Origin of the sequence: Enterobacter sp. 296B2 (genome assembly GCF_034106185.1) — a bacterium.
GTDB classification, from domain to species: Bacteria; Pseudomonadota; Gammaproteobacteria; order Enterobacterales; family Enterobacteriaceae; genus Enterobacter; species Enterobacter cloacae_N.
The window spans coordinates 158,315-180,908 of the sequence record NZ_JAWNCA010000004.1; the positions used below are offsets into that span (position 1 = coordinate 158,315).

At 56.4% G+C, this 22,594-nt stretch carries 20 protein-coding genes and 1 riboswitch; of the genes, 9 read left to right on the plus strand and 11 right to left on the minus strand.

Going from position 1 to position 22,594, the window contains the following annotated elements; genetic code table 11:
- Positions 1–5: 5 nt before the first annotated feature.
- From URZ40_RS04735 to URZ40_RS04745, 3 genes are read right to left on the minus strand one after another with little or no spacing between them, the layout of a single operon-like run.
- A complete protein-coding gene (locus tag URZ40_RS04735; RefSeq protein ID WP_320719886.1) occupies positions 6–1,046 on the minus strand; it encodes an iron ABC transporter permease in 1,041 nt (346 codons plus the stop codon).
- Positions 1,043–2,026 carry an iron ABC transporter permease gene (locus URZ40_RS04740; protein WP_320719887.1) on the minus strand — a complete coding sequence of 328 codons (984 nt, stop codon included), beginning with the start codon at positions 2,024–2,026 and terminating at the stop codon, positions 1,043–1,045. Before URZ40_RS04740 ends, URZ40_RS04735 begins: the two co-directional genes overlap by 4 nt.
- Complete coding sequence (locus URZ40_RS04745; protein WP_320719889.1) at positions 2,023–2,835, minus strand: ABC transporter ATP-binding protein; 813 nt, start codon at positions 2,833–2,835, stop codon at positions 2,023–2,025. The genes URZ40_RS04740 and URZ40_RS04745 overlap by 4 nt, the downstream gene beginning before the upstream one ends.
- Positions 2,836–3,219: 384 nt before the next feature.
- On the opposite strand from URZ40_RS04745, the gene URZ40_RS04750 reads away from it, so the two are divergent.
- Positions 3,220–5,358, plus strand: a complete 2,139-nt coding sequence (locus URZ40_RS04750) for a TonB-dependent siderophore receptor (protein ID WP_163329694.1) — start codon at positions 3,220–3,222, stop codon at positions 5,356–5,358.
- A gap of 83 nt (positions 5,359–5,441) precedes the next feature.
- On the opposite strand, the gene parE is transcribed toward URZ40_RS04750, so the two are convergent.
- Genes parE through nudF form a run of 5 tightly spaced genes read right to left on the minus strand, consistent with a single transcriptional unit; the run spans position 5,442 to position 9,850 of the window.
- On the minus strand, positions 5,442–7,334 hold the full coding sequence (parE, locus tag URZ40_RS04755; RefSeq protein WP_080328221.1) for a DNA topoisomerase IV subunit B: 1,893 nt from the start codon (positions 7,332–7,334) through the stop codon (positions 5,442–5,444).
- 28 nt (positions 7,335–7,362) lie between these two features.
- Entirely contained in the window at positions 7,363–7,944 is a 582-nt protein-coding gene (yqiA, locus tag URZ40_RS04760) for an esterase YqiA (RefSeq protein WP_023331317.1), read from the minus strand.
- A complete protein-coding gene (gene cpdA / locus URZ40_RS04765; RefSeq protein ID WP_116342076.1) occupies positions 7,944–8,771 on the minus strand; it encodes a 3',5'-cyclic-AMP phosphodiesterase in 828 nt (275 codons plus the stop codon). Before cpdA ends, yqiA begins: the two co-directional genes overlap by 1 nt.
- A gap of 27 nt (positions 8,772–8,798) precedes the next feature.
- Positions 8,799–9,221: a DUF1249 family protein gene (locus tag URZ40_RS04770; protein WP_061097042.1), complete on the minus strand. Its 423-nt coding sequence runs from the start codon at positions 9,219–9,221 to the stop codon at positions 8,799–8,801.
- Positions 9,218–9,850 (minus strand): ADP-ribose diphosphatase, encoded by a 633-nt coding sequence (gene nudF / locus URZ40_RS04775; RefSeq protein ID WP_116342078.1) that lies wholly within the window; start codon positions 9,848–9,850, stop codon positions 9,218–9,220. Before nudF ends, URZ40_RS04770 begins: the two co-directional genes overlap by 4 nt.
- Before the next feature lie 204 nt (positions 9,851–10,054).
- Here nudF and tolC point away from each other — a divergent pair, with 204 nt between their 5' ends.
- The 3 genes from tolC (at position 10,055) to URZ40_RS04790 (ending at position 13,531) form a co-directional block, all read left to right on the plus strand.
- Complete coding sequence (gene tolC, locus URZ40_RS04780) at positions 10,055–11,542, plus strand: outer membrane channel protein TolC (protein ID WP_316379922.1); 1,488 nt, start codon at positions 10,055–10,057, stop codon at positions 11,540–11,542.
- A 160-nt stretch (positions 11,543–11,702) separates the two neighbouring features.
- A complete protein-coding gene (locus URZ40_RS04785) occupies positions 11,703–12,368 on the plus strand; it encodes a DUF1190 family protein (RefSeq protein ID WP_028014445.1) in 666 nt (221 codons plus the stop codon).
- Between the two features lie 2 nt (positions 12,369–12,370).
- On the plus strand, positions 12,371–13,531 hold the full coding sequence (locus URZ40_RS04790) for a glutathionylspermidine synthase family protein (RefSeq protein ID WP_233002800.1): 1,161 nt from the start codon (positions 12,371–12,373) through the stop codon (positions 13,529–13,531).
- Between the two features lie 39 nt (positions 13,532–13,570).
- On the opposite strand, the gene ygiD is transcribed toward URZ40_RS04790, so the two are convergent.
- Entirely contained in the window at positions 13,571–14,359 is a 789-nt protein-coding gene (ygiD, locus tag URZ40_RS04795; protein ID WP_320719894.1) for a 4,5-DOPA dioxygenase extradiol, read from the minus strand.
- 452 nt (positions 14,360–14,811) lie between these two features.
- Between ygiD and URZ40_RS04800 the strand changes: the two genes are divergently transcribed.
- The 4 genes from URZ40_RS04800 to URZ40_RS04815 all read left to right on the plus strand — a co-directional run bounded on the left by URZ40_RS04800 (position 14,812) and on the right by URZ40_RS04815 (position 19,700).
- Positions 14,812–15,372 (plus strand): fimbrial protein, encoded by a 561-nt coding sequence (locus tag URZ40_RS04800; RefSeq protein WP_116342088.1) that lies wholly within the window; start codon positions 14,812–14,814, stop codon positions 15,370–15,372.
- Between the two features lie 70 nt (positions 15,373–15,442).
- The gene (locus tag URZ40_RS04805; protein ID WP_407065508.1) at positions 15,443–17,884 is read left to right on the plus strand and encodes a fimbria/pilus outer membrane usher protein; all 2,442 of its coding nucleotides are present in this window, start codon (positions 15,443–15,445) and stop codon (positions 17,882–17,884) included.
- Between the two features lie 9 nt (positions 17,885–17,893).
- Positions 17,894–18,655 carry a molecular chaperone gene (locus URZ40_RS04810; RefSeq protein WP_320719949.1) on the plus strand — a complete coding sequence of 254 codons (762 nt, stop codon included), beginning with the start codon at positions 17,894–17,896 and terminating at the stop codon, positions 18,653–18,655.
- Positions 18,639–19,700, plus strand: coding sequence for a fimbrial protein (locus URZ40_RS04815; RefSeq protein WP_302220309.1), 1,062 nt, complete (start codon positions 18,639–18,641; stop codon positions 19,698–19,700). Before URZ40_RS04810 ends, URZ40_RS04815 begins: the two co-directional genes overlap by 17 nt.
- A 44-nt stretch (positions 19,701–19,744) precedes the next feature.
- Here the strand turns inward: URZ40_RS04815 and ribB are convergent, their stop codons facing one another.
- Complete coding sequence (ribB, locus tag URZ40_RS04820) at positions 19,745–20,398, minus strand: 3,4-dihydroxy-2-butanone-4-phosphate synthase (RefSeq protein WP_116342096.1); 654 nt, start codon at positions 20,396–20,398, stop codon at positions 19,745–19,747.
- 105 nt (positions 20,399–20,503) lie between these two features.
- Positions 20,504–20,654, minus strand: a riboswitch (FMN riboswitch).
- A 121-nt stretch (positions 20,655–20,775) separates the two neighbouring features.
- Here ribB and ubiK point away from each other — a divergent pair.
- Positions 20,776–21,072 carry a ubiquinone biosynthesis accessory factor UbiK gene (ubiK, locus tag URZ40_RS04825; RefSeq protein WP_014071796.1) on the plus strand — a complete coding sequence of 99 codons (297 nt, stop codon included), beginning with the start codon at positions 20,776–20,778 and terminating at the stop codon, positions 21,070–21,072.
- Between the two features lie 77 nt (positions 21,073–21,149).
- Here ubiK and hldE read toward each other — a convergent pair whose 3' ends face one another.
- The gene (gene hldE / locus URZ40_RS04830) at positions 21,150–22,580 is read right to left on the minus strand and encodes a bifunctional D-glycero-beta-D-manno-heptose-7-phosphate kinase/D-glycero-beta-D-manno-heptose 1-phosphate adenylyltransferase HldE (protein WP_320719899.1); all 1,431 of its coding nucleotides are present in this window, start codon (positions 22,578–22,580) and stop codon (positions 21,150–21,152) included.
- Positions 22,581–22,594: the final 14 nt, after the last annotated feature.

The window sequence follows — 22,594 nt, forward strand, 5'->3', positions numbered from 1 at the left end:
ATCCCCTAAAATCTGTCCCGACGCTGCCAGAGCAGCAGCAGGAAAAACGGTCCGCCAATCAGTGAAATCACAATTCCCGCCGGCAGCTGCAGCGGGAGGAATGCCAGCCGCCCGATGTTATCCGCCAGCAGCACCAGCAGCGCCCCCAGCACGGCGCTACCCGTCAGGAGCGCCGTTTGCCCGCCGCGGAGCAGCAGGCGCGCCATATGCGGCGCAATCAGACCGACAAAACCTATGCTGCCCACGCAGGAGACGCAGGCCGCCGTCAGCACTACCGGGGCGAGAACCCTTAGAAGCGCCAGCCGCTGTGCGCGCACGCCAAGGCCCGCGGCGGCGTGGTTGCCGAGCAGCGCCACGTCGGCAGCGCGGGCGGTAAGCAGCAGCAGCGCAAACGCCGGAAGCGTCCAGACAGCGGCAATGCAAACCAGCGTCCAGTTTGCGGCGTGCAGGCTGCCCGCCAGCCACAGCATTGCCGTCTGCACGTCGCGCACGTCCGCCGTGGTCATAAAAACGCCCATTGCGGCGGCAAAGACCCACGACACGCCGATGCCGATCAGGATGAATCGCGGACGTGAGATATCGCGCGCCAGGGCCATCACCAGCAGCGCGGTGAGCAGCCCCCCGGCCATGCCGACCAGCGGCCGCCAGGCCAGGCCCAGCGCCGGGAACTGAAATATCAGCAGCAGTACCGCCGCGCTACAGCCCTCTTTCACCCCGATAAGCCCCGGATCGGCCAGGCCATTTCGGGTAATAGACTGCATTGCCGCACCCGCCATGCCGAGCATCCCACCGCACAGCGCCGCCATCAGCAGGCGCGGCAGGCGGATATCCATCACGATGTAGCGCGCCTCCACCGTCAGGCTTTCTGGATAAAACAGCGCACGCCCGATGGCGGAAGTCGGGATGGGCAGAGAACCATGCGTCAGGCCAAAACCTACCAGCAAGCAGGCTGCCAGCGTCAGCACGGCCAGATACGCCAACGCCTTTGGACGGACCAGCGCCGAGAAGGCGCCAACCCGAAGCGCACGCAGTCCGGCACGGTTCATTTGAACATCCTCGAGGCCATGAAGATAAAGACGGGGGCGCCAACCAGCGCGGTCATGATGCCGGTTGCCAGCTCCCAGGGCGAAAACAGCGTGCGGGCAGCGATATCCGCCAGCAGCAGAACCAGCGCCCCGCACAGGGCGGACAGCGGCACCATCACGCGCAGATCGACCGACACCAGACGGCGGACGAGCTGCGGCACCACGAGCCCGATAAAGCCGATCGGCCCGGCAATGGAGACTGCCGCACCGCAGAGCAGCGCGATGGCCAGCAGAGCGAACAGCCGGGTTTTCAGCAGCGATACGCCAAGCCCCTGCGCCATTCTGTCGCCCAGCGCCAGCATGTTGAGCGAGGGCGACAGCCAGAGCGCCAGCGCAAAGCCCACGCCAGCCACCCACAGGGCAGCGGTAATCGTTTCACCGCTGACCCCCGCCAAATCCCCCGCCAGCCAGGTGCGCATGGCGAGCAGCGTCTGTTCATCCAGGATGAGCACCGTGGCGGTAATCGACGAGACAAACGCCGACATCGCCACGCCGCACAGCGTGACTTTCATCGGCGTAAGCCCGGTGCGTCCGGACGAGGAGAACGTGAGCACCAGCAGAAACAGCGCCGCGGCTCCGGCGGCGGCAATCAGCGGGCGCCCAAACGGCAGCGTCATCCCCAGCGCGCTCGTCAGCACCACAGCCAGTGATGCCCCGGCGTTGAGCCCCAAAATATGCGGTTCGCCGAGCGGGTTGCGGATCGTGGATTGCAGCAGCACGCCCGCCACGCCGAGCGCGGCGCCCGTCACCATCGCGGCGCAGAGGCGCAGCAGTCTGAGTTTGATAATGACGTTATGATCGAAATTACGCGGATCGAAGTGGAAGAGTGCTTCCACCACCGTTTGCGGGGCGATAAGGCGGGCGCCGATCCCCAGATGGGCAATCGCGCCCGTTGCCAGCAGCACGGCGAAAATCAGGAAAGCCAGAGAGGTGCGCATCATGGCTGTTTTGCGACCTGGCGAAACGGCATAAAGAACGGTTTACCGGTCAGCGGATTGATGGACATATGTACGTCGACATCAAACATCGCTTTAATAAGCTCAGGCGTGCAGGCGTCTCCCTCATGCAGTACGCCCTCGACTTTTCCCTGGCGTAAAAAGACCAGCGAATCGCCGTAGTTTACGGCGAAGTTAAGATCGTGCAGTACCACCACCACGGTACGTCCATGCTCGCGCGTCAGCGTATGCAGCAGTTCGAGGATCTCCACCTGATAGCGGAGATCGAGGAACGTGGTGGGTTCATCCAGCAGGATATACAGCGTTTGCTGCGCCAGCGCCATGGCGATCCAGCAGCGCTGACGCTGGCCGCCGGACAGGCTTTCCACGGGCATGTGGGCAAACTCTGCCGTACCGGTCAGGCGCAGGGCCTCTTCCACCGCCTGCTCGTCCTCGTCGCTCCACTGGCGCATAACGTTCTGCCAGGGAAAACGCCCGCGCGAGACCAGCTCAAAGACGGTTAACCCTTCCGGCAGCAGCGGAGACTGCGGCAGGATGCCAAGCTGGCGGGCGACGGCTTTCGTCGGCTGCGCGTGGATCGCCTTGCCGTCGAGAACCGCCGCGCCGCCAAGCGGCTGGAGCAAACGCGCGATGGTACTCAGCAGCGTGGATTTTCCGCAGCCGTTCGCCCCCACCAGAACGGTGATTTTCTGCTGGGGGATCGCAAGGGAAATATCATCAACGATGATTTTTTTCTGATAACCGGCAGAAAGATTCTCCAGAACCAGTCCCGGTTTTGTCGTGTTGTGAGCCACGTGCATGCCAACGTAATAAAAAAGGGAAACAAATATAAATAAAAATCATTCTCTTTTAAGAGTTTGAGGCCGAGCCATGTAGTAGTCAAGAGAAGAAACACCCTGAATAAACCAGGGGTAACGGAGCGTTACTACACTAACAAGCAAAACAACAAATTATTAATTTTCAATGAAATAATGAGTTATGGCTGTGCTTTCCCGTTACGTTTCATAGATGTAGCCGATTTTTATCTTTTTTCATTTACTACTACATTTCCGCATGATTGAATGATTCTCAATTACATGTTCGATGCCGGTTCTGGCTAACGAGCAGACCATAAAGGGCAATGACTCACACGTTCTTCCGTGAATATGCTTCACGGATATTTTGGGATAACAGATGTAATGGCTACGTTCACACCTTCACTCTCTGGGGTAAAAGGGCGCGCGCTCTTTTCACTGCTGTTTATGGCGCCGCTGGTGCAGGCAGCAGACACCACGGCTAAAGACGGCGAAACACTTACCGTCACCGCCGATCCAAACACTACGGCGGAGGCCACCAACGGCTACCAGCCGCTGAACACCTCCACCGCCACGCTGACCAACATGCCGATGCTGGATATCCCGCAGGTGGTGAATACCGTCAGCGATAAGGTGCTGGCGGATCAGCACGCCACCACGCTGGATGAAGCGCTCTATAACGTCAGCAACGTGGTGCAGACCAACACCCTGGGCGGTACGCAGGATGCCTTTGTACGCCGCGGGTTTGGCGCAAACCGCGACGGCTCGATCATGACCAACGGCCTGCGCACCGTCCTGCCGCGCAGCTTTAACGCCGCAACCGAACGCGTGGAGGTGCTCAAAGGCCCGGCCTCGACGCTTTACGGCATTCTCGATCCGGGCGGCCTGATTAACGTCGTCACGAAGCGCCCGGAGAAGACCTTCGGCGGCTCGATTTCTGCCACCTCTTCCAGCTTTGGCGGCGGCACCGGACAGGTCGATGTTACCGGCCCGATTGAGGGCACGCGCCTGGCGTATCGCCTCACGGGCGAGTATCAGGACGAGGACTACTGGCGCAACTTCGGCAACGAACGCAGCACGTTTATCGCCCCGTCGCTGACCTGGTTCGGCGACGATGCCACCGTGACCGTGCTCTATTCGCATCGCGACTATAAGACGCCGTTCGATCGCGGAACGATTTTCGATCTCAACACCAAACAGCCAGTGAATGTCGATCGCAAAACCCGCTTTGACGAGCCGTTTAACGTGACCGACGGGCAGTCCGATCTCGCTCAGCTTAACGCGGAGTATCGCCTCAACAGCCAGTGGACCGCGAAGTTCGACTACAGCTACAGCCAGGATAAATATAGCGACAACCAGGCCCGCGTTATGGCCTACGATTCAAAAACCGGCACCCTGACCCGCCGGGTGGATGCGACCCAGGGCTCGACCCAGCGCATGCACAGCACCCGTGCGGATCTGCAGGGCAACGTGGATATCGCGGGCTTTTATAATGAGATCCTCACCGGCGTGTCGTATGAAAATTACGATCTGCTGCGCACGGACATGATGCGCTGTAAGAACGTCAAAGGTTTCAATATCTATAATCCGGTTTACGGCAAACTCGACGAGTGTACAACCGTCTCCGCCGCTGACAGCGACCAGACGCTCAAGCAGGAGAGTTATTCGGCCTACGCGCAGGATGCCCTGTACCTGACGGATAAATGGATCGCCGTCGCCGGGCTACGCTACCAGTATTACACCCAGTACGCGGGTAAAGGTCGTCCGTTTAACGTCAATACCGACAGCCGCGACGAGCAGTGGACGCCAAAGCTGGGGCTGGTTTACAAACTGACGCCAGCAGTCTCGCTGTTTGCCAACTACTCGCAGACGTTTATGCCGCAGTCGTCCATTGCGAGCTACATTGGCGACCTGCCGCCGGAAACGTCGAATGCGTATGAAGTGGGCGCAAAGTTTGACCTGTTCGAAGGTGTTACCGCCAACATTGCGCTGTTTGATATTCACAAGCGCAACGTGCTGTACACTGAAAGCATTGGGGGCGAAACCATCGCCAAAACCGCGGGCCGCGTGCGCTCTCAGGGCGTAGAGGTGGATCTTGCGGGGTCGCTGACGGAGAACACCAACATTATCGCCAGTTACGGCTATACCGACGCGAAAGTGCTGGAGGACCCGGATTACGCGGGTAAACCGCTGCCGAACGTGCCGCGCCACACCGGCTCCCTGTTCCTGACCTACGATATTCACAATGCGTTTGCCGGGAATACCCTGACGCTCGGCGGCGGCGGGCACGGCGTAAGCCGTCGCTCGGCAACCAACGGTGCGGATTATTATCTGCCGGGCTATTTCGTAGCGGATGCGTTTGCGGCGTATAAGATGAAGCTGCAGTATCCGGTGACGCTGCAGGTGAACGTGAAGAACCTGTTTGATAAGACCTACTACACGTCGTCCATTGCGACCAACAACCTGGGCAACCAGATTGGCGATCCGCGCGAGGTGCAGTTTACGGTGAAGATGGAGTTTTGACGTAAAAAAGCCCGGTGGCGCTAGCGCTTACCGGGCCTACGATCCATTCCCTCTCCTTGGGGGAGAGGGTTAGGGTGAGGGCATCAGGCCTCGATATCCGCCATATCGCCTTTCTCCTGCAGCCAGTTACGTCGGTCTTCCGAACGTTTTTTGGCAAGGAGCATATCCATAACGGCGTTGGTTTGCTGTTCGTCTTCGTCGCTGATCGTCAGTTGCACCAGGCGACGCGTGTTCGGATCCAGGGTCGTTTCGCGCAGCTGCATCGGGTTCATTTCGCCCAGCCCTTTAAAGCGCTGCACGTTTGGTTTGCCCTTCTTACGCTTAAGCTGCTCCAGCACGCCCGCCTTCTCTTCTTCCGTCAGCGCGTAGTAAACCTCTTTGCCAAGGTCGATACGGTACAGCGGCGGCAGCGCAACGTGGACGTGGCCGTTTTTCACCAGCGTGCGGAAGTGCTTCACGAACAGCGCGCACAGCAGCGTGGCGATATGCAGACCATCGGAGTCCGCATCCGCGAGGATACAGATCTTTCCGTAGCGCAGCTGGCTCAGATCCTCGCTGTCCGGATCGATACCGATCGCAACGGAGATATCATGCACTTCCTGCGAGGCCAGCACTTCGTCTGAAGAGACTTCCCAGGTGTTCAGGATCTTACCCTTGAGTGGCATGATCGCCTGATATTCACGATCGCGCGCCTGCTTTGCCGACCCGCCCGCCGAGTCCCCTTCCACGAGGAACAGCTCGGTACGGTTGAGATCCTGTGCGGTACAGTCGGCCAGCTTGCCCGGCAGCGCAGGGCCGCTGGTCAGCTTTTTACGCACCACTTTTTTGGCGGCGCGCAGACGACGCTGGGCGCTGGAGATGGCCATTTCAGCCAGCATCTCAGCCGCCTGAACGTTCTGGTTCAGCCACAGGGTAAACGCATCTTTCACCACGCCGGAGACGAACGCCGCGCACTGACGTGAGGAGAGACGCTCTTTAGTCTGACCGGCAAACTGCGGATCCTGCATTTTCACGGAGAGCACGTAGGCGCAGCGATCCCAGATATCTTCCGCCGACAGCTTCACGCCGCGCGGCAGAATGTTGCGGTATTCGCAGAACTCGCGCATCGCGTCCAGCAGACCCTGACGCAGGCCGTTGACGTGCGTACCGCCGAGCATGGTCGGGATCAGGTTGACGTAGCTCTCAGTCAGCAGCTCGCCGCCTTCCGGCAGCCACAGCAGCGCCCAGTCCACGGCTTCGGTATCGCCGCTAAAGTTACCGACGAACGGTTTTTCCGGCAGCGTCGGCAGGCCGTTTACCGCTTCGCACAGGTAGTCGTTCAGACCATCGGCGTAGCACCAGGTCTGCTCGGTGTTGTTGACGTGGTCTTTAAAGGTGATTTCCACGCCCGGACAGAGCACTGCTTTGGCTTTCAGCAGGTGCGTCAGGCGAGAAACGGAAAAACGTGGGCTGTCGAAGAAGCTTTCGTCAGGCCAGAAGTGGACGCTGGTACCGGTGTTGCGTTTACCGCACGTGCCGACGACCTGCAGATCCTGCACCTTTTCACCGTTTTCAAACGCGATGTTGTACACCTGACCGTCGCGGCGGACGTTGACTTCCACGCGTTTGGACAGGGCGTTCACCACGGAAATCCCCACGCCGTGCAGGCCGCCAGAGAACTGATAGTTTTTGTTGGAGAACTTACCGCCCGCGTGCAAACGGCAGAGGATCAGCTCAACGGCGGGCACGCCCTCTTCCGGGTGGATATCCACCGGCATGCCGCGACCGTCGTCGATAACTTCCAGCGACTGATCGGCATGCAGGATGACGTCAACGCGTTTGGCATGGCCCGCCAGCGCTTCGTCCACACTGTTATCAATAACTTCCTGGCCCAGATGGTTTGGGCGCGTCGTATCGGTGTACATCCCCGGGCGGCGGCGAACCGGCTCAAGCCCGGTGAGGACCTCAATGGCATCAGCGTTATAGGTTTGCGTCATGATTTAAACTAGCAATTCGCATTGATTGTCAGTGGCTGTGCAGTCCAAGAAAATCGACAATCTGGGTGAAATGATTCTCAAAGCCCGTGAAAGCATGGTTTCCGCCCTCTTCTATAGTCTGGCGGCAGGAGGCGTAATACGCCACTGCCTGGCGGTAATCCAGCACTTCATCACCCGTCTGCTGCAGCAGCCAGATGAGATCCGGCGCTTCAAGCGGGTCGACCTGCATAACTTTGAGATCGTAAATATGGCGTGACTCTAGCACATATTGCTGTCCGGTGTAGGGGTTCTCGTTTTCACCAAGAAAGTCCCTCAGCAGCTCAAACGGCCGAACCGCCGGATTAACCACAACGGCCGGCAGCATAAAGCATTGTGAGAGCCAGGTGGCATAGTATCCGCCCAGCGATGAGCCGACCACGCCAAACGATTCACCGCCGTGTTCAAGCACGATCGATTCGAGCATTTCCGCCGCCTCTGCCGGGTATGGTGGCAGCTGCGGGATGATCATCTCAACATGGGGGTGATGTTCGCTCAGCCACTGGCGAAACTGCGTAGCTTTTGCGGAGCGCGGCGAGCTGTTGAATCCGTGCAGATAAAGGAGCGTAGACATCAGTAGCCTTCTGAAGCGGTATCCGGTCGGAACTCTGCGCCCGCCAGGCGGCAGACTTCCGTGGTCAGCGTGCCGTCGGCATGCAGTTCCAGCCAGCGCCAGCCCGGCGCGATGGTATCCAGCGTAAAGTTGGCGCAGTGCGGCTTAAACTGCACGCAGGTCGACGGCGTCGCCAGCATGCGGCGTCCGTTCCAGTCGAGATCCTGTTCCTGATGAATGTGCCCGCACAGCAGATTTTTCACCCGTGGGAATTTCGCCAGCACGCTATCCAGCGCCGCGGAGTTGCGCAGGCTGTGTTGATCCAGCCAGCTGCAGCCCGCCGGTAGCGGATGATGATGAAGTAACAGCAGGGTGTGACGTTCAGGCTCAGCAGCCAGTTTGGTCTCAAGCCAGTCGAGCTGAAACTCGCTTAACTCACCGTGCGGGACGCCAAACACCTGGCTGTCCAGCAGCAGGATCTGCCACTGTTCACCCGCAAAAACACATTTCGCCGGAGAAATTCCCGCATCCTGAAGGGCGCTGTACATCGCGGGCTGGAAGTCATGGTTTCCGGGCAGCCAGACGCAGGGCACGCTAAAGCTCGCGATGCCTTCAGCAAAATGCTGGTAGGCCGCGGAGGATTGGTCCTGCGCCAGATCGCCCGTTGCGACAATCAGGTCGCAGTCGCGATGTTCAGCGTGAATGGCGCTCAGTACCGCCTGATAACTCTCCCAGGTATTAACCCCAAGCAAAGTTTCATGCTTTTCGGCAAAAAGGTGGGTATCGGTGATTTGTAATATCCTGACTGGCGCCCCACCAGCAACAGTCAGGTTCAACAGGCTTTCCAAATGGTGTCCTTAGGTAGGTTTATGACGCTAACAAACCGGAATCGCCATTGCTCCATGTGCTAAACAATATCTTAGCCAGTCGGCTAAAAACTGGTTAATTTGATGCTTTTCGTCGCGTTGATGCAACTTTTTATTCGGATAATCATACCGCGCCTTGAAGCGAAAGATCTGCTGACTTGAACACACTTCAGCGACCATCGCGTCGTGATAGAGACGCACCGTCATAGACGGCAGGCTCCAGTAGCTGATGCTGGGTGCCGTTTGCTCAATGTCCACCAGCGTAGTGTAGCGCGTTGATTCTGTTATCGTTAACCGATACTGCGCGTTGCTCACCTGATAGCTTACCGTTTCGCCGGGTGCGTCGTTTCTCGGCAGCAGGCGGCGCAGCTGGGCGAAATTGGTTTCGCACAGGCGCATCATTTCTGGGAAGTCAGGCGTATAGCGCTTCATTTTTTCCACTCGTTTCGTAATGTCTGATAATGCAGCTGCAGCCATTGCAGGGCGATGACAGACGCTGCGTTGTCGATTAAACCCTCTTCTACCCACTGATAAGCCTGCTCCCGGCTCACCACATGAACCCGAATATCTTCGTTTTCATCAGCCAGACCGTGGATCCCTTCCGCCGTCGTGGCGTCCACTTCGCCCACCATAATGGACAAGCGCTCGCTGGTGCCCCCCGGGCTTGCCAGATAACTCAACACCGGTTTTGTGCGGCCAACCACCAGCCCGGCCTCTTCCAGCGCCTCGCGACGGGCGACGTCTTCAACTGACTCGCCCTCTTCGATCATCCCGGCCACCATCTCCAGCAGCCACGGGCTTTCGCTGGTGTCATACGCGGCAATGCGGATCTGCTCCACCAGCACGACTTCGTCACGCACTGGGTCAAAGGGTAGCAAGACAGCCGCATGCCCGCGCTCAAAAATTTCGCGTCTGATTTCGCCGCTCATTTCGCCGTTAAACAGGCGATGCCTGAAACGGTAAAGATCCATTGAAAAAAAACCGCTATAAAGCGTTTCTCGTGCAATAATTTCTACATCGTTTTTGGCGAATGTCACGGGCAACTTTTCTGGTTTTTGCATGAGTCGAGTCCTGGTAGCAATGGTGATGAAATTGTGAATTTCAAGGCTGTTTGGCTGCCGTTTGTAAGGCTATATGGTAGATTGGTGCAAATTACCGCCAGATGGCACGTAACGCCAACCTTTTGGTGTGGATGATTCTGTTAGAATCGGCAATTATTTTTTAATTAGATCAGCGCTAATACTGCTTCACAACAAGGAATGCAAATGAAGAAATTGCTCCCCATCCTTATCGGCCTGAGCCTGACGGGCTTCAGTGCAATGAGCCAGGCGGAAAACCTGTTACAGGTCTACCAGCAGGCACGTCTGGGCAACCCTGATTTACGTAAATCAGCGGCCGATCGTGATGCTGCGTTTGAAAAGATTAACGAAGCGCGTAGCCCACTGCTGCCGCAGTTAGGTTTAGGTGCAGATTATACCTACAGCAACGGTTTCCGCGACGCTAACGGCGTTAACTCCAATGCTACCAGCGCCTCACTGCAATTAACACAGACGCTGTTTGATATGTCCAAATGGCGCGCCCTGACCCTGCAGGAAAAGAGCGCGGGCATCCAGGATGTGACCTATCAGACCGACCAGCAGACGCTGATCCTGAACACTGCAACCGCGTACTTCAACGTGCTGAGCGCCATTGACGCGCTCTCCTACACCGAAGCGCAGAAACAGGCGATCTACCGCCAGTTAGATCAAACCACCCAGCGCTTCAACGTGGGTCTGGTGGCGATCACCGACGTGCAGAACGCCCGTTCACAGTACGACACCGTGCTGGCTAACGAAGTGACCGCGCGTAACAACCTCGACAACGCGCTGGAATCCCTGCGTCAGGTGACCGGAAATTACTACCCTGAGCTGGCGTCCCTGAACGTGGACAGCTTCAAAACGGATAAGCCGCAGGCCGTTAACGCCCTGCTGAAAGAGGCGGAAAACCGCAACCTGACGTTGCTGCAGGCGCGTCTGAGCCAGGACCTGGCCCGCGAGCAAATTCGTCAGGCGCAGGATGGCCATCTGCCAACCCTGAGCCTGAGCGCGTCGACCGGCGTCTCTGATACCACCTATAGCGGCTCTAAAACGAATGGTGCCAATTCACAGGCTTATGACGACAGCAATATGGGTCAGAACAAAGTGGGCCTGAGCTTCTCCCTGCCGCTGTATCAGGGCGGTATGGTTAACTCCCAGGTGAAACAGGCGCAGTACAACTTTGTTGGCGCGAGCGAGCAGCTGGAAAGCGCGCACCGCAACGTGGTGCAGACCGTTCGCTCCTCCTTCAACAACGTCAACGCCTCCATCAGCAGCATCAATGCCTATAAACAGGCCGTGGTGTCTGCACAGAGCTCCCTGGACGCGATGGAAGCCGGTTACTCTGTGGGTACCCGCACCATCGTTGACGTGCTCGACGCGACCACCACGCTGTACAACGCGAAGCAGCAACTCTCAAGCGCGCGTTACCAGTACCTGATTAACCAGCTGAACATCAAGCAGGCGCTCGGTACGCTGAACGAGCAGGATCTGCAGATGCTGAACAGTGCGCTGGGCAAACCGGTCTCCACCTCTCCGGAAAGCGTTGCGCCGGAGAACCCGGAGCAGGTTGCCGCCGTTGATAACTTCAACGCCGCTGGCAGCGCGCCTGCTGCGCAGCCAGCGGCAGCGCGTACTACTACGTCCGCCAGCAAAGGCTCTAACCCGTTCCGTAACTAAAGTTGTTATCACGCCCTCTCCCACCGGGAGAGGGCGCATCTGCATCCCCCCGAACGTAAGCCAACGTAAAGATCCCCCTGATTCCACCCCTCTTCGCTTCATTTTCAACCACTCATCCACTATCCTGAGCGTTATTACCACTGGGTCCTGGAAGACAAACATGAAACGGACAAAAACGATCAATCACGCGTCGTTCCGCAAAAGCTGGAACGCACGTCACCTCACCCCTGTTGCGCTGGCAGTAACCGCTGTCTTTATGCTGGCAGGCTGTGAGAAAAACGACGAAACGGTATCGCTGTATCAAAACGCGGACGACTGCTCTGCCGCAACCGGCCAGGCTGCAGAATGTAAAACCGCCTACACCAACGCGCTGAAAGAAGCGGAACGCACCGCGCCAAAATACGCCTCACGCGAAGACTGCGTGGCGGAATTTGGTGAAGGTCAGTGTCAGCAGACGCCGGCTCAGGCAGGTACTGCGCCGGAAAATCAGGCGCAGGCGCAGTCCAGCGGCAGCTTCTGGATGCCACTAATGGCAGGCTACATGATGGGCCGCCTGATGGGTGGCGGTGCAGGCTATCAGCAGCAACCGCTGTTTAGCTCGAAAAACCCGGCCAGTCCGGCTTATGGTCAATATACCGATGCCAGCGGCAAAGGCTACGGCGCAGCGACCCCGGGCCGCACCGTGACCGTCCCGAAAACCGCGATGGCGCCGAAGCCTGCAACCACCAGCACCATCACCCGCGGTGGGTTCGGTGAGTCTGTGGCAAAACAGACCAGCATGCAGCGTAGTGCAACAGGCACTTCTACTCGCTCAATGGGCGGCTGATCATGGAACGAGTCGGTATTACCGAGCGCCCGGACTGGCGCGAAAAAGCCACCGAATACGGTTTTAACTTTCACACCATGTACGGGGAGCCGTACTGGTGTGAAGATGCTTACTACAAACTGACGCTCGACCAGGTGGAAAAACTGGAAGAGGTGACGGCCGAGCTGCACCAGATGTGCCTGAAGGTTGTGGAAAAAGTCATCGACAGCGACGCGCTGATGACCAAATTCCGTATTCCGAAGCACACCTGGAGTTTCGTCCGGCAGTCGTGGAAAACAAATCAGCCCTCGCTTTACTCTCGCCTCGATCTGGCGTGGGACGGCGTGGGTGAACCGAAGCTGTTAGAAAACAACGCAGATACGCCAACCTCCCTTTATGAAGCGGCGTTCTTCCAGTGGATTTGGCTGGAAGATCAGATGAACGCCGGAAACCTGCCGGAAGGCAGCGACCAGTTCAACAGCCTGCAGGAAAAGCTGATTGAGCGTTTTGCCGAGCTGCGGGAGCAGTTTGGCTTCAACCTGCTGCATCTTGCCTGCTGCCGCGACACGGAAGAAGACCGTGGTACGGTTCAGTATCTGCAGGACTGCGCTGCTGAAGCTGAAGTGGCGACCGAGTTCCTCTATATCGAGGATATCGGCCTGGGGGAAAAAGGTCAGTTTACGGATATGCAGGATCAGGTGATCAGCAACCTGTTCAAGCTCTATCCGTGGGAATACATGCTGCGCGAAATGTTCTCCACCAAGCTGGAAGACGCGGGCGTGCGCTGGCTGGAACCGGCATGGAAGAGCATTATCTCTAATAAAGCCCTGCTGCCGATGCTGTGGGAGATGTTCCCGAACCATCCTAACCTGCTGCCAGCGTATTTTGCGGAAGATGATTTCCCGCCGATGGAAAAATACGTCGTTAAACCGATTTTTTCCCGCGAAGGGGCGAACGTCTCAATTATCGAAAACGGTAAAACGCTGGAAGCGGTTGAAGGACCGTACGGCGAAGAAGGAATGATCGTCCAGGAATTCTGGCAACTGCCGAAGTTTGGCGACAGCTATACGCTGATTGGCAGCTGGCTCATCAACGATCGGCCCGCCGGGATTGGCATTCGCGAAGACCGCGCGCTGATCACGCAGGATTTGTCACGGTTCTATCCGCATATTTTCGTAGAGTAAGATCTGCCGGGTGGCGGCTTCGCCTGGCCCGGCATGTTTTCACCCAACCTGCACCGACAGCATACTCAAACTACCCATCTCAATGCCGTCAACCGGAATAGTAACCGGCTCCTGACCGTCCCATGCGCCCAAAACATAAAGCAGCGGCAGGAAGTGTTCCGGCGTCGGGTTAGAAAGCGAACCGCCTTCGTGATCCAGATAGTTCACCAGCGGATGCTCCTCAACCGGGCCTTGCCAGGTCAGGTTCGCTTTGACGTAGTCGTTAAAAGCGGTCGCCCACGGGTAAGGCGTATTCTCACCGTGCCAGCGCGCGGTGCGCAAGTTATGCACCACGTTGCCGCTTGCCACCAGCATGATGCCTTCATCACGCAGGTTCGCCAGCTTGCGGCCCATCTCCAGATGCCAGGCAGCCGGTTTAGTGCTGTCGATGCTCAACTGCACCATCGGGATATCCGCATTGGGGTACATTTTTATCAGCACGCCCCACGAGCCGTGGTCAAAGCCCCAGGCTTCTTTATCCAGCGCGACCGGGGCAGGAGCCAGCAAATCCACCAGCTTTTGCGCCAGCTCAGGCGATCCTGGAGCCGGATAATGCGTGTCGTACAGCGCCTGCGGGAAGCCGCCGAAATCATGAATGGTCTTAGGCGCTTCCATGGCGGTCACGCCAGTGCCACGGGTGAACCAGTGCGCGGACACCACCACAATCGCCTTCGGTCGCGGCAACGTCTCGCCAAGATGGCGCCAGGCGCGGGTATAGACGTTGTCTTCCAGAACGTTCATTGGGCTACCGTGGCCTAAAAACAGGGCCGGCATACGAGAAGAAGACATGGTGGTATCCTTAGAGAAGGTGTCAATTTGATGGTTCTACATTACGCGCATTCAGATAAAGATGAACGCAGATAACCGTGAAGATCATCATCAGGAAATTTGAATATGAGGCTGCTTAACCACGTACAGCCCCCCTCATCAGACTATACTCACTGGCTGTAAAATAAAGATGACAATAATAAACCGCACCAATGCCAGTAAATATTAGAAAATTAATGTCAACATTTATATCGACCAAAAATACATTAAAAAAATTATATCATCATCGCTGCTAAGCCGCTAAATCAGGAGAGCAGGCCGGACCTTACAATCAACAGAAATTATATATAAAGGTTAACTTAAATTAGCTTTAAGCTACAGTAATCGCATTCTCTCTCCGTCCTCCCGTATACTCAAACTGCTTTCTGAAATTAATATTCAGAGTATGAATTCATTTGAAAAAGGATATTTTCATGTATATGGGTAAAAAAGTACTGTTAGCGGTTGCGATGGCTGCCATTGTATCGGGTTCTGCCTTCGCGGAAGAACAGGGTTCCGGCAAAATTAAATTTAAAGGCGTGGTTATTGATGCACCATGCAGCATTGCACCGGACAGCGTTGACAAAGAAGTTGACCTGGGTGAAGTGACCACTGCCGTTATTAATGCCAACAAAAAGTCTACTGCTGTTCCGGTTGATATCAACCTGGAAAACTGCCAGCTTGACGATCCTGCTGATGAGACCGACACGCCAATTACCAAAGTCGATGTCACCTTCACCAGCGCAGCAACAGACGCGACTGACACCAGTCTCATGACCAACACCTACGCCAGCGGCGCACAGAACGTGGGCGTTCGTTTGCTGGATAACGCCGAATCCAACATCACGCTGGGCGCGGCTAATGAAGTTGATCTGCTGGCAGGCTCCACTACTCAAACGCTGCACTTTAAAGCGTTAATGGAAGTGCCTGCAGGTAAAACCGCGACTGCCGGCCAGGTAGAAGCCACCGCCAACTATGTGCTGATGTACAAATAATACTACGCGACAAAACAGACCGGCTGGCTTAATGCGTCAGTCGGTCCGCAACATTATTTTGAGTAACAGGATGATGACATATAAATTACAAAAAACAATCATCATTGCGTCCCTGTTAATGACGAAATGCACCTGCGCCACTGAGTTTAATATCAATGCTATTGATAAAGACCAGCGAGGCAGCGTCGATCTTTCTCTTTTTAAAGATGAAATAGCCGTCATCCCCGGAAGCTATTTTGTTACCGTTTCTATTAATGACGTTCCACTGGCGAACGGATGGCAGCTTAACTGGAAAGCGTTTAATGATTCAGTACAGGTATGTATTCCGTCTGAACTGGCTGATACCTTTGCGCTAAAAGATGATATTCGTAACGCTTTACCCGAAAAAGACGGATGCATTGATTTCACCTCCCGGCCCGATATTACCTTTACGTTTGAGCAAGCAACCCAAACGTTAAAAGTTACCGTTCCGCAGGCATGGCTGCAGTACCGTGCCGCTGACTGGATGCCTCCCTCCACATGGGATAACGGCGTACCTGGCGTATTGCTGGATTACAACCTGTTCGCCAGCCATTACCAGCCCAAAAACGGATCGGCCTCGGATAACGCCAACACCTACGGGACCGCCGGTGCCAATATGGGTCCATGGCGGTTGCGCAGCGATTATCAGTACACACAAACGCATACCGACGCCGGCTCTGAACATGACGGACGTTTTTCCCGTGTTTACATGTTCCGCCCCTTGCCTTCACTCGGGGCGAAGTTGACCCTTGGCGAAACGGATTTTCAGTCTGCCATTTTTGATGCGTTTACCTATACCGGCGCCTCCCTGATCAGCGATGAACGCATGCTACCATGGTCCCTGCGGGGTTACGCGCCACAAATTACCGGGATTGCGCAAACCAACGCGACGGTCACGGTCAGCCTGGCCGATCGTGTGATCTATCAAAGTAAAGTTCCACCGGGACCGTTTGTTATTCAGGATCTTAACCAGTCGGTGCAGGGCACGCTGGACGTCAAGGTGACGGAAGAGGATGGGCGCGTCAGCACCTTCCAGGTCTCGGCAGAATCGGTGCCGTTTTTAACGCGTAAAGGTCAGGTTCGCTATAAGCTGGCGACCGGAAAAGCGCGAAAAGACGCGTCTCATGACGTTGAAGATAACGCCTTTATGAGCGGTGAATTCTCCTGGGGTATGCTGTCACAAACCTCCCTTTATGGCGGTTCGCTCGCCGATGGCGATCGTTACCGGTCCGTTGCCGCCGGGATCGGACAAAATATGGAGTACCTGGGCGCCCTCTCTTTTGACGTGACACAGGCGACCAGCCGGTTGCCCAATCAGAATAGCCAGACAGGTTACAGCTACCGCTTTAACTACAGTAAACGTTTCGATACCACCGGCAGCCAGCTTACGCTCGCCAGCTATCGCTACTCAGACCCGCAGTTTCTCAGCTACGCCCGTTTTCTGGATGATGACAATAATGACCGCCAGTCAGAAAAACAGACGCTCAGCGTGACGGCAAGCCAGTACATTTCAGCGCTATCGCTCAACCTCTATGTCAACATGCTGCGTCAAACCTGGTGGAATGACACCCCCTCCACAACGGGCAGCGTGACAGCAGGCTATAACTTTGACATCGGTCGCTGGAAAAACCTGGGCGTCACCATGTCGTGGAGTAAAACGCACTATGAAGACGAAGACGACGATACGCAGTTCTACCTCTCACTGAGCGTACCGCTCGACCCCGATCATCGTCTGAATTACGACCTGCGTAACGGCGACAGTTTGAGCCAGAACGTTTCGTGGTATGACACATCAGACCGCAACAATACCTGGGGTGTTTCCGCAGGTACCGAGAGCGAGAAATCAGATGCCGGCGCGCAGGTGAGCGGTAACTATCAACATTATTCTCCATATGGCGACCTGAATCTCTCCGGGAGTTATAAGGCTAATGAATACAATTCCCTGAGTGCCAGCTGGAATGGCTCCTTCACCTCAACGGCCAAAGGTGCTGCGCTGCATCGTCGCAGCTACGGTAACGAGCCGCGCGTGATGGTCAGTACCGACGGCGTAGGCAACATCCCGCTGAACATGTCGCGGGATGAAACCAACCGCTTTGGCATTGGCGTTTTACCGTCCATTTCCAGCTATTCGCCCTCCAGCGTGCAGGTCAATATGAACAATCTGCCCGACGGCGTAGACGTGGACACCCGCGTCGTGACTTCAACCTGGACAGAGGGCGCCATCGGGTACCGTCAAATTGCAACCCGCGCAGGCAACGATATTACAGGCATCTTACGTACGCCGTCCGGCACGCCGCCGCTGGGGGCGATTGTTCGCCTGCTGGATAACGATCGACAGATTGGAATGGTCGCCGATGATGGCCACGTCTGGCTGGGCGCCGTAGAGCCAGAACAGCAGTTCCGCGTAACGTGGGGGGACAATCAGCAGTGTCGCTTCGCGTTACCTTCACAACTCGAAAACAGTATGCAGTTGATACTGCCATGTCAGTAAGAAATCATGATGAAATTCACCCTACTTAAAAACCTGTGCCTGATGCTTATCGGCACCGCATTTGCCAGCCACGCAGCCGTTAACCTGGACCGCACGCGCATTGTCTTCCCGGAAAGCGACAAGGCCAGCAGCCTGAAGATAGAAAACCAGAGCAAAGCGCTGCCCTATCTGGCGCTCTCCTGGATTGAAGATGAGAAAGGCCGCAAGGAGGATACGCACTTCATGGCGCTGCCTCCGATTCAACGCATTGAAGCGGGCTCCGCGTCGCAGGTCAGGATCGTTAAGCAAGCGGCCACCGGCCAGTTGCCAAAAGACAGGGAATCCCTGTTCTATTTCAACCTGCGCGAAGTGCCGCCAAAAAGCACCAGCGCAAGCGAAGAGCGCAGCGTCATGCAGGTGGCGATGCAGAGCAGGATCAAACTGTTCTGGCGTCCTAAAGCAATTACCAAAAAGCCCGGCGAGCAGGCAGAAATGCGGATGGAAATTTCAGCCACCGCGAAAGGGCTGACTATACATAACCCGACGCCGTACTACATCACCCTGGCCTGGCTCAGTAAGAATGCCAAAACCATGCTGCCGGGCTTTGACAGCCTGATGCTTGCACCTTTCGCAACGGCAACAACCTCTACCGGTGACTACCACGGTAATTATTACAGCATCGGCTATATCGACGATTACGGTGCGTTGAAAAAAGTCGACGTGCAGTGCGCGGGTACAGCGCAGTGCAAACTTACCGAACGGAAGATCGAAAAAGATGCGAAATCTCGCTAATGTCCTGTTTATTTTGCTGGTTTCTGCACTGCCGTTAAAAGAGGCGCTGGCACTGGACTGCTATCTGGGCAGCTCCGGCGGTCCCGTTGAGGAGACCAAAACCATCTCGCCGTTCGCCATTCCCAGCAATGCGCAGGTGGGCGAAAAAATTTGGGAATCAGATGACATCAAAATTCCGGTGACGTGCAACCACAACGTTGTCGGCGGTTTTGAACAAGAAGATATCTTCGCCTGGGTAAACCCTTATCCTGCCGCATCGGATCCCTATTATGAACTGGGCGTGACCTATGAAGGGATGGATTACGATGCAACAGGCCAGCCTAACGGCGTCGATACCCGCCAGTGTCTGGACAACCAAAACATCACGATTTATACCCCGGCGCAGATCCGGCAGATGGGCTGGGAAAACCTGATCTGCTCCGGTAACCCGGACGATATCCATACCTCGCGCACCTTTGTTGCTCGCCTGCGCTTATACGTCAAAATCAAAGCGATGCCGCCCCACGGCTACGTCAGCTCCCTGGGCGATTACATCGTTGTCCAGTTTGACGGAAAAGGTGGCGTGAACCAGATGTCGGACGCGAAAAACCTCAAATATCACATCAACGGTCTGCAAAACATTACCGTGCTGGATTGTGGGGCGACGTTCAGTATTTTCCCGGAGAATCAGGAGATCGATTTTGGCACCTTCAGCGCGCGCGATATTGTGAATCAGCAGACGCGTAGACGAACCTTTTCGGTGAAGACGACGAAGGTGCAGGATGCACAATGTTCAGATGGGTTCAAAATGGATTCGTCGTTCTATACTACGGAATCGCTCACCGCTGAGGACACGGCATTACTTATTGGGAATGGCTTGCAGTTGAGAATACTCAACGGAACTCAGCCCTACACCTTTAACCACTATGAAGAATATGCCGATTTTACGGGCAGCACGCTGCAATATCAGCAGGATTACACCGCAGAGCTGTCTCCAGTAGAAGGAAAAGCTATCCAGTCCGGTCCTTTCGAAACCGTGGTGTTATTCAAAATTAACTATCACTAGCAACAAAAAAGCCGGGTTTCCCCGGCTTTTTCACATCAGCAACTTCAGCTGGCTTTGCGCTCGTGCGCCTGGCGGTACTCCACCAGATCTTCAATCGTCACCACCGGCATGTTGTGCAGACGTGCAAAGGTGATGCACTCCGGCGCGCGCGCCATGGTGCCGTCATCATTGGTGAGTTCGCACAGCACGCCAGCCGGTTTGAAGCCAGCCAGCGTCACCAGATCGATGGTCGCTTCGGTGTGGCCACCACGGGTCAGCACGCCGCCCGGCTGCGCACGCAGCGGGAAGACGTGGCCTGGACGGTGGAGATCGGATGGTTTTGCGTCATCGGCAATCGCTGCACGCACGGTCGTCAGACGGTCAGCCGCCGACACACCGGTAGTCACGCCATGGGCCGCTTCAATGGTCACGGTAAAACCGGTTCCGAAGGCGCTGGTGTTGTTTTCAACCATCATCGGCAGATCGAGCTGCTGGCGGCGGTCTTCGGTAATACACAGGCATACGATGCCGCTGCCGTGACGGATGGTCAGCGCCATCTGCTCAACGGTCATGTTTTCGGCGGCAAAAATCATGTCGCCTTCGTTTTCACGGTTTTCATCGTCAAGCACCATCACACCGCGGCCTTCGCGCAGTGCATCCAGTGCATGTTCAACACGTTGAATTGAAGTGCCAAAAGAGGAAAGTAGCGTCTGATTCATGGTAAAAAAACCTCATTAACTTTATGGTTACCAGAATCAGGGCAGTCTTAGGAGCGCCGTACAAGCGGCAAAAAAATAACGTGAGCGGGCCATGCCCGACTGGATCGTTACTCTCTCCCATCCGGACTCTAACCGTCGGCCCCGGAATTACACCGGATCTGCTGACCTTTGAGAATTCACTCAAAGCGCTCGCGGGCTTTCAGCATGACGCTGATTTACCGCCGGTGGGGAATTTCGCCCCGCCCTGAGAATAAGCGAGATAACTATAACGCTATTGATTAACCTGGGCAATGCATAAGCTTCAAACAAATCTGCTTTATCCTGGGTCATGACGCGCTACAATGTTCATCAACACCGACTTATCAAGGGAAGCCATTATGATTGACCCGAAAAAAATTGAGCAGATCGCGCGTCAGGTTCATGAGTCCATGCCGAAAGGCATTCGTGAATTTGGTGATGACGTAGAAAAGAAAATCCGCCAGACGCTGCAGGCGCAGCTGGTTCGCCTTGATTTAGTCAGCCGCGAAGAGTTTGACGTGCAGACCCAGGTTCTGCTGCGCACCCGCGAGAAGCTGGCGCTGCTGGAACAGCGTCTGACCGAGCTGGAAAACCGTAATGCACCGGAAGAAGTGAAGCCAGCACCGGCTATTCCACCGGTGGACGACCAGGAGTAAGTGCGGCCTAATGCCCTCACCCCAGCCCTCTCCCACAGGGAGAGGGTGAAAAACGAACGGGCCAACAGGCCCGTTTTTTACTGACTGTCTTTCTGGATCTTCTTGATGATGTTGGTGGTTGAGCACCCGTCCTCAAAGTTGAGCACCATCACTTCACCGCCGTTGGCCCAGACATCTTCGCTGCCCGCGATTTGCTCCGGCTTGTAATCCCCGCCTTTTACCAGCAGGTCCGGCAGAATGCCGGCAATCAGGCGCTGCGGGGTGTCTTCTTCAAACGACACGACCCAGTCCACCGCTTCCAGCGCGCCGAGCACGATCATACGCTGCTCCAGCGGGTTCACCGGACGCGTTTCGCCCTTCAGGCGCTTCGTCGACGCATCGCTGTTGACCGCCACAATCAGGCGGTCGCCCAGCTTGCGCGCGTTCGCCAGATACGACACGTGGCCCGCGTGCAGAATGTCAAACACGCCGTTGGTCATCACCACTTTTTCACCACGCTTGCGCGCGGCGGCAACGGCCACCTTCAGCTCGTCTTCGGTCATGACGCCAAAACCGGTGTCGGCGCGGCCGCGCACCGCGTTTTCCAGTTCGATTGGCGAAACGGTTGAGGTACCCAGTTTCCCCACCACCACGCCCGCCGCGGCGTTAGCGAAGTAGCATGCCTCTTCCAGGGAGTTACCCGCTGCCAGCGTCGCCGCCAGCACGCCGATCACCGTATCGCCGGCACCGGTCACGTCGTACACTTCCTGCGCCTGGGTTGGCATATGCAGCGGCGCCTTGCCCGGCTGCAGCAGCGTCATCCCCTGCTCGGAGCGGGTCACCAGCAGCGCAGAGAGCTCGAAGTCAGCAATGATCTTCATGCCGCGCTCAACCAGTTCGTCTTCCGTTTTACACTTGCCCGCCACCGCCTCAAACTCGGAGAGGTTTGGCGTCAGCAGCGTCGCGCCGCGATAGCGCTCAAAGTCGGTCCCTTTCGGGTCGATCAGCACCGGCACGCTGGCTTTACGCGCCAGCTGAATCATCGTCTGCACGCTCGCCAGCGCACCTTTGGCGTAGTCGGACAGCACCAGCGCGCCGATATTACCCAGCGCCTGGTTGATACGCTCGTGCAGCGGTTCAGGGTCGACGCCTTCAAAGCCTTCTTCAAAATCGAGTCGGATCAGCTGCTGGTTGCGCGACAGCACGCGCAGTTTCGTAATCGTTGGGTGGGTCGGAACAGAAACGAAGTCGCACTTCACGTTCACGTCCGCCAGCGACTTGCTCAGCGCGCGCGCCGCATCGTCGATGCCGGTCAGGCCCACCAGACGCGAGTGCGCGCCCAGAGAGGCAATGTTCATCGCCACGTTTGCCGCGCCGCCGGGACGTTCTTCAATGGTGTCGACCTTAACCACCGGCACCGGTGCTTCCGGGGATATGCGGCTGGTAGGCCCATACCAGTAGCGATCCAGCATCACATCCCCAACAACCATTACTCCAGCACGTTCAAACTCTGGCAGTGTTACTTTCATTCCTGACTCCAGAA

Bases quoted from the DNA above. Each gene is read 5' to 3' on its own strand.
- URZ40_RS04800 (WP_116342088.1), top strand. From the start codon at position 14,812: ATGTATATGGGTAAAAAAGTACTGTTAGCGGTTGCGATGGCTGCCATT.
- URZ40_RS04810 (WP_320719949.1), top strand. From the start codon at position 17,894: ATGAAATTCACCCTACTTAAAAACCTGTGCCTGATGCTTATCGGCACC.
- URZ40_RS04790 (WP_233002800.1), top strand. From the start codon at position 12,371: ATGGAACGAGTCGGTATTACCGAGCGCCCGGACTGGCGCGAAAAAGCC.
- nudF (WP_116342078.1), bottom strand. From the start codon at position 9,850: ATGCAAAAACCAGAAAAGTTGCCCGTGACATTCGCCAAAAACGATGTA.
- ribB (WP_116342096.1), bottom strand. From the start codon at position 20,398: ATGAATCAGACGCTACTTTCCTCTTTTGGCACTTCAATTCAACGTGTT.
- ygiD (WP_320719894.1), bottom strand. From the start codon at position 14,359: ATGTCTTCTTCTCGTATGCCGGCCCTGTTTTTAGGCCACGGTAGCCCA.
- hldE (WP_320719899.1), bottom strand. From the start codon at position 22,580: ATGAAAGTAACACTGCCAGAGTTTGAACGTGCTGGAGTAATGGTTGTT.
- yqiA (WP_023331317.1), bottom strand. From the start codon at position 7,944: ATGTCTACGCTCCTTTATCTGCACGGATTCAACAGCTCGCCGCGCTCC.
- ubiK (WP_014071796.1), top strand. From the start codon at position 20,776: ATGATTGACCCGAAAAAAATTGAGCAGATCGCGCGTCAGGTTCATGAG.
- URZ40_RS04740 (WP_320719887.1), bottom strand. From the start codon at position 2,026: ATGATGCGCACCTCTCTGGCTTTCCTGATTTTCGCCGTGCTGCTGGCA.
- URZ40_RS04750 (WP_163329694.1), top strand. From the start codon at position 3,220: ATGGCTACGTTCACACCTTCACTCTCTGGGGTAAAAGGGCGCGCGCTC.
- tolC (WP_316379922.1), top strand. From the start codon at position 10,055: ATGAAGAAATTGCTCCCCATCCTTATCGGCCTGAGCCTGACGGGCTTC.
- URZ40_RS04770 (WP_061097042.1), bottom strand. From the start codon at position 9,221: ATGAAGCGCTATACGCCTGACTTCCCAGAAATGATGCGCCTGTGCGAA.
- URZ40_RS04785 (WP_028014445.1), top strand. From the start codon at position 11,703: ATGAAACGGACAAAAACGATCAATCACGCGTCGTTCCGCAAAAGCTGG.
- URZ40_RS04815 (WP_302220309.1), top strand. From the start codon at position 18,639: ATGCGAAATCTCGCTAATGTCCTGTTTATTTTGCTGGTTTCTGCACTG.
- parE (WP_080328221.1), bottom strand. From the start codon at position 7,334: ATGACGCAAACCTATAACGCTGATGCCATTGAGGTCCTCACCGGGCTT.
- URZ40_RS04805 (WP_407065508.1), top strand. From the start codon at position 15,443: ATGATGACATATAAATTACAAAAAACAATCATCATTGCGTCCCTGTTA.
- URZ40_RS04735 (WP_320719886.1), bottom strand. From the start codon at position 1,046: ATGAACCGTGCCGGACTGCGTGCGCTTCGGGTTGGCGCCTTCTCGGCG.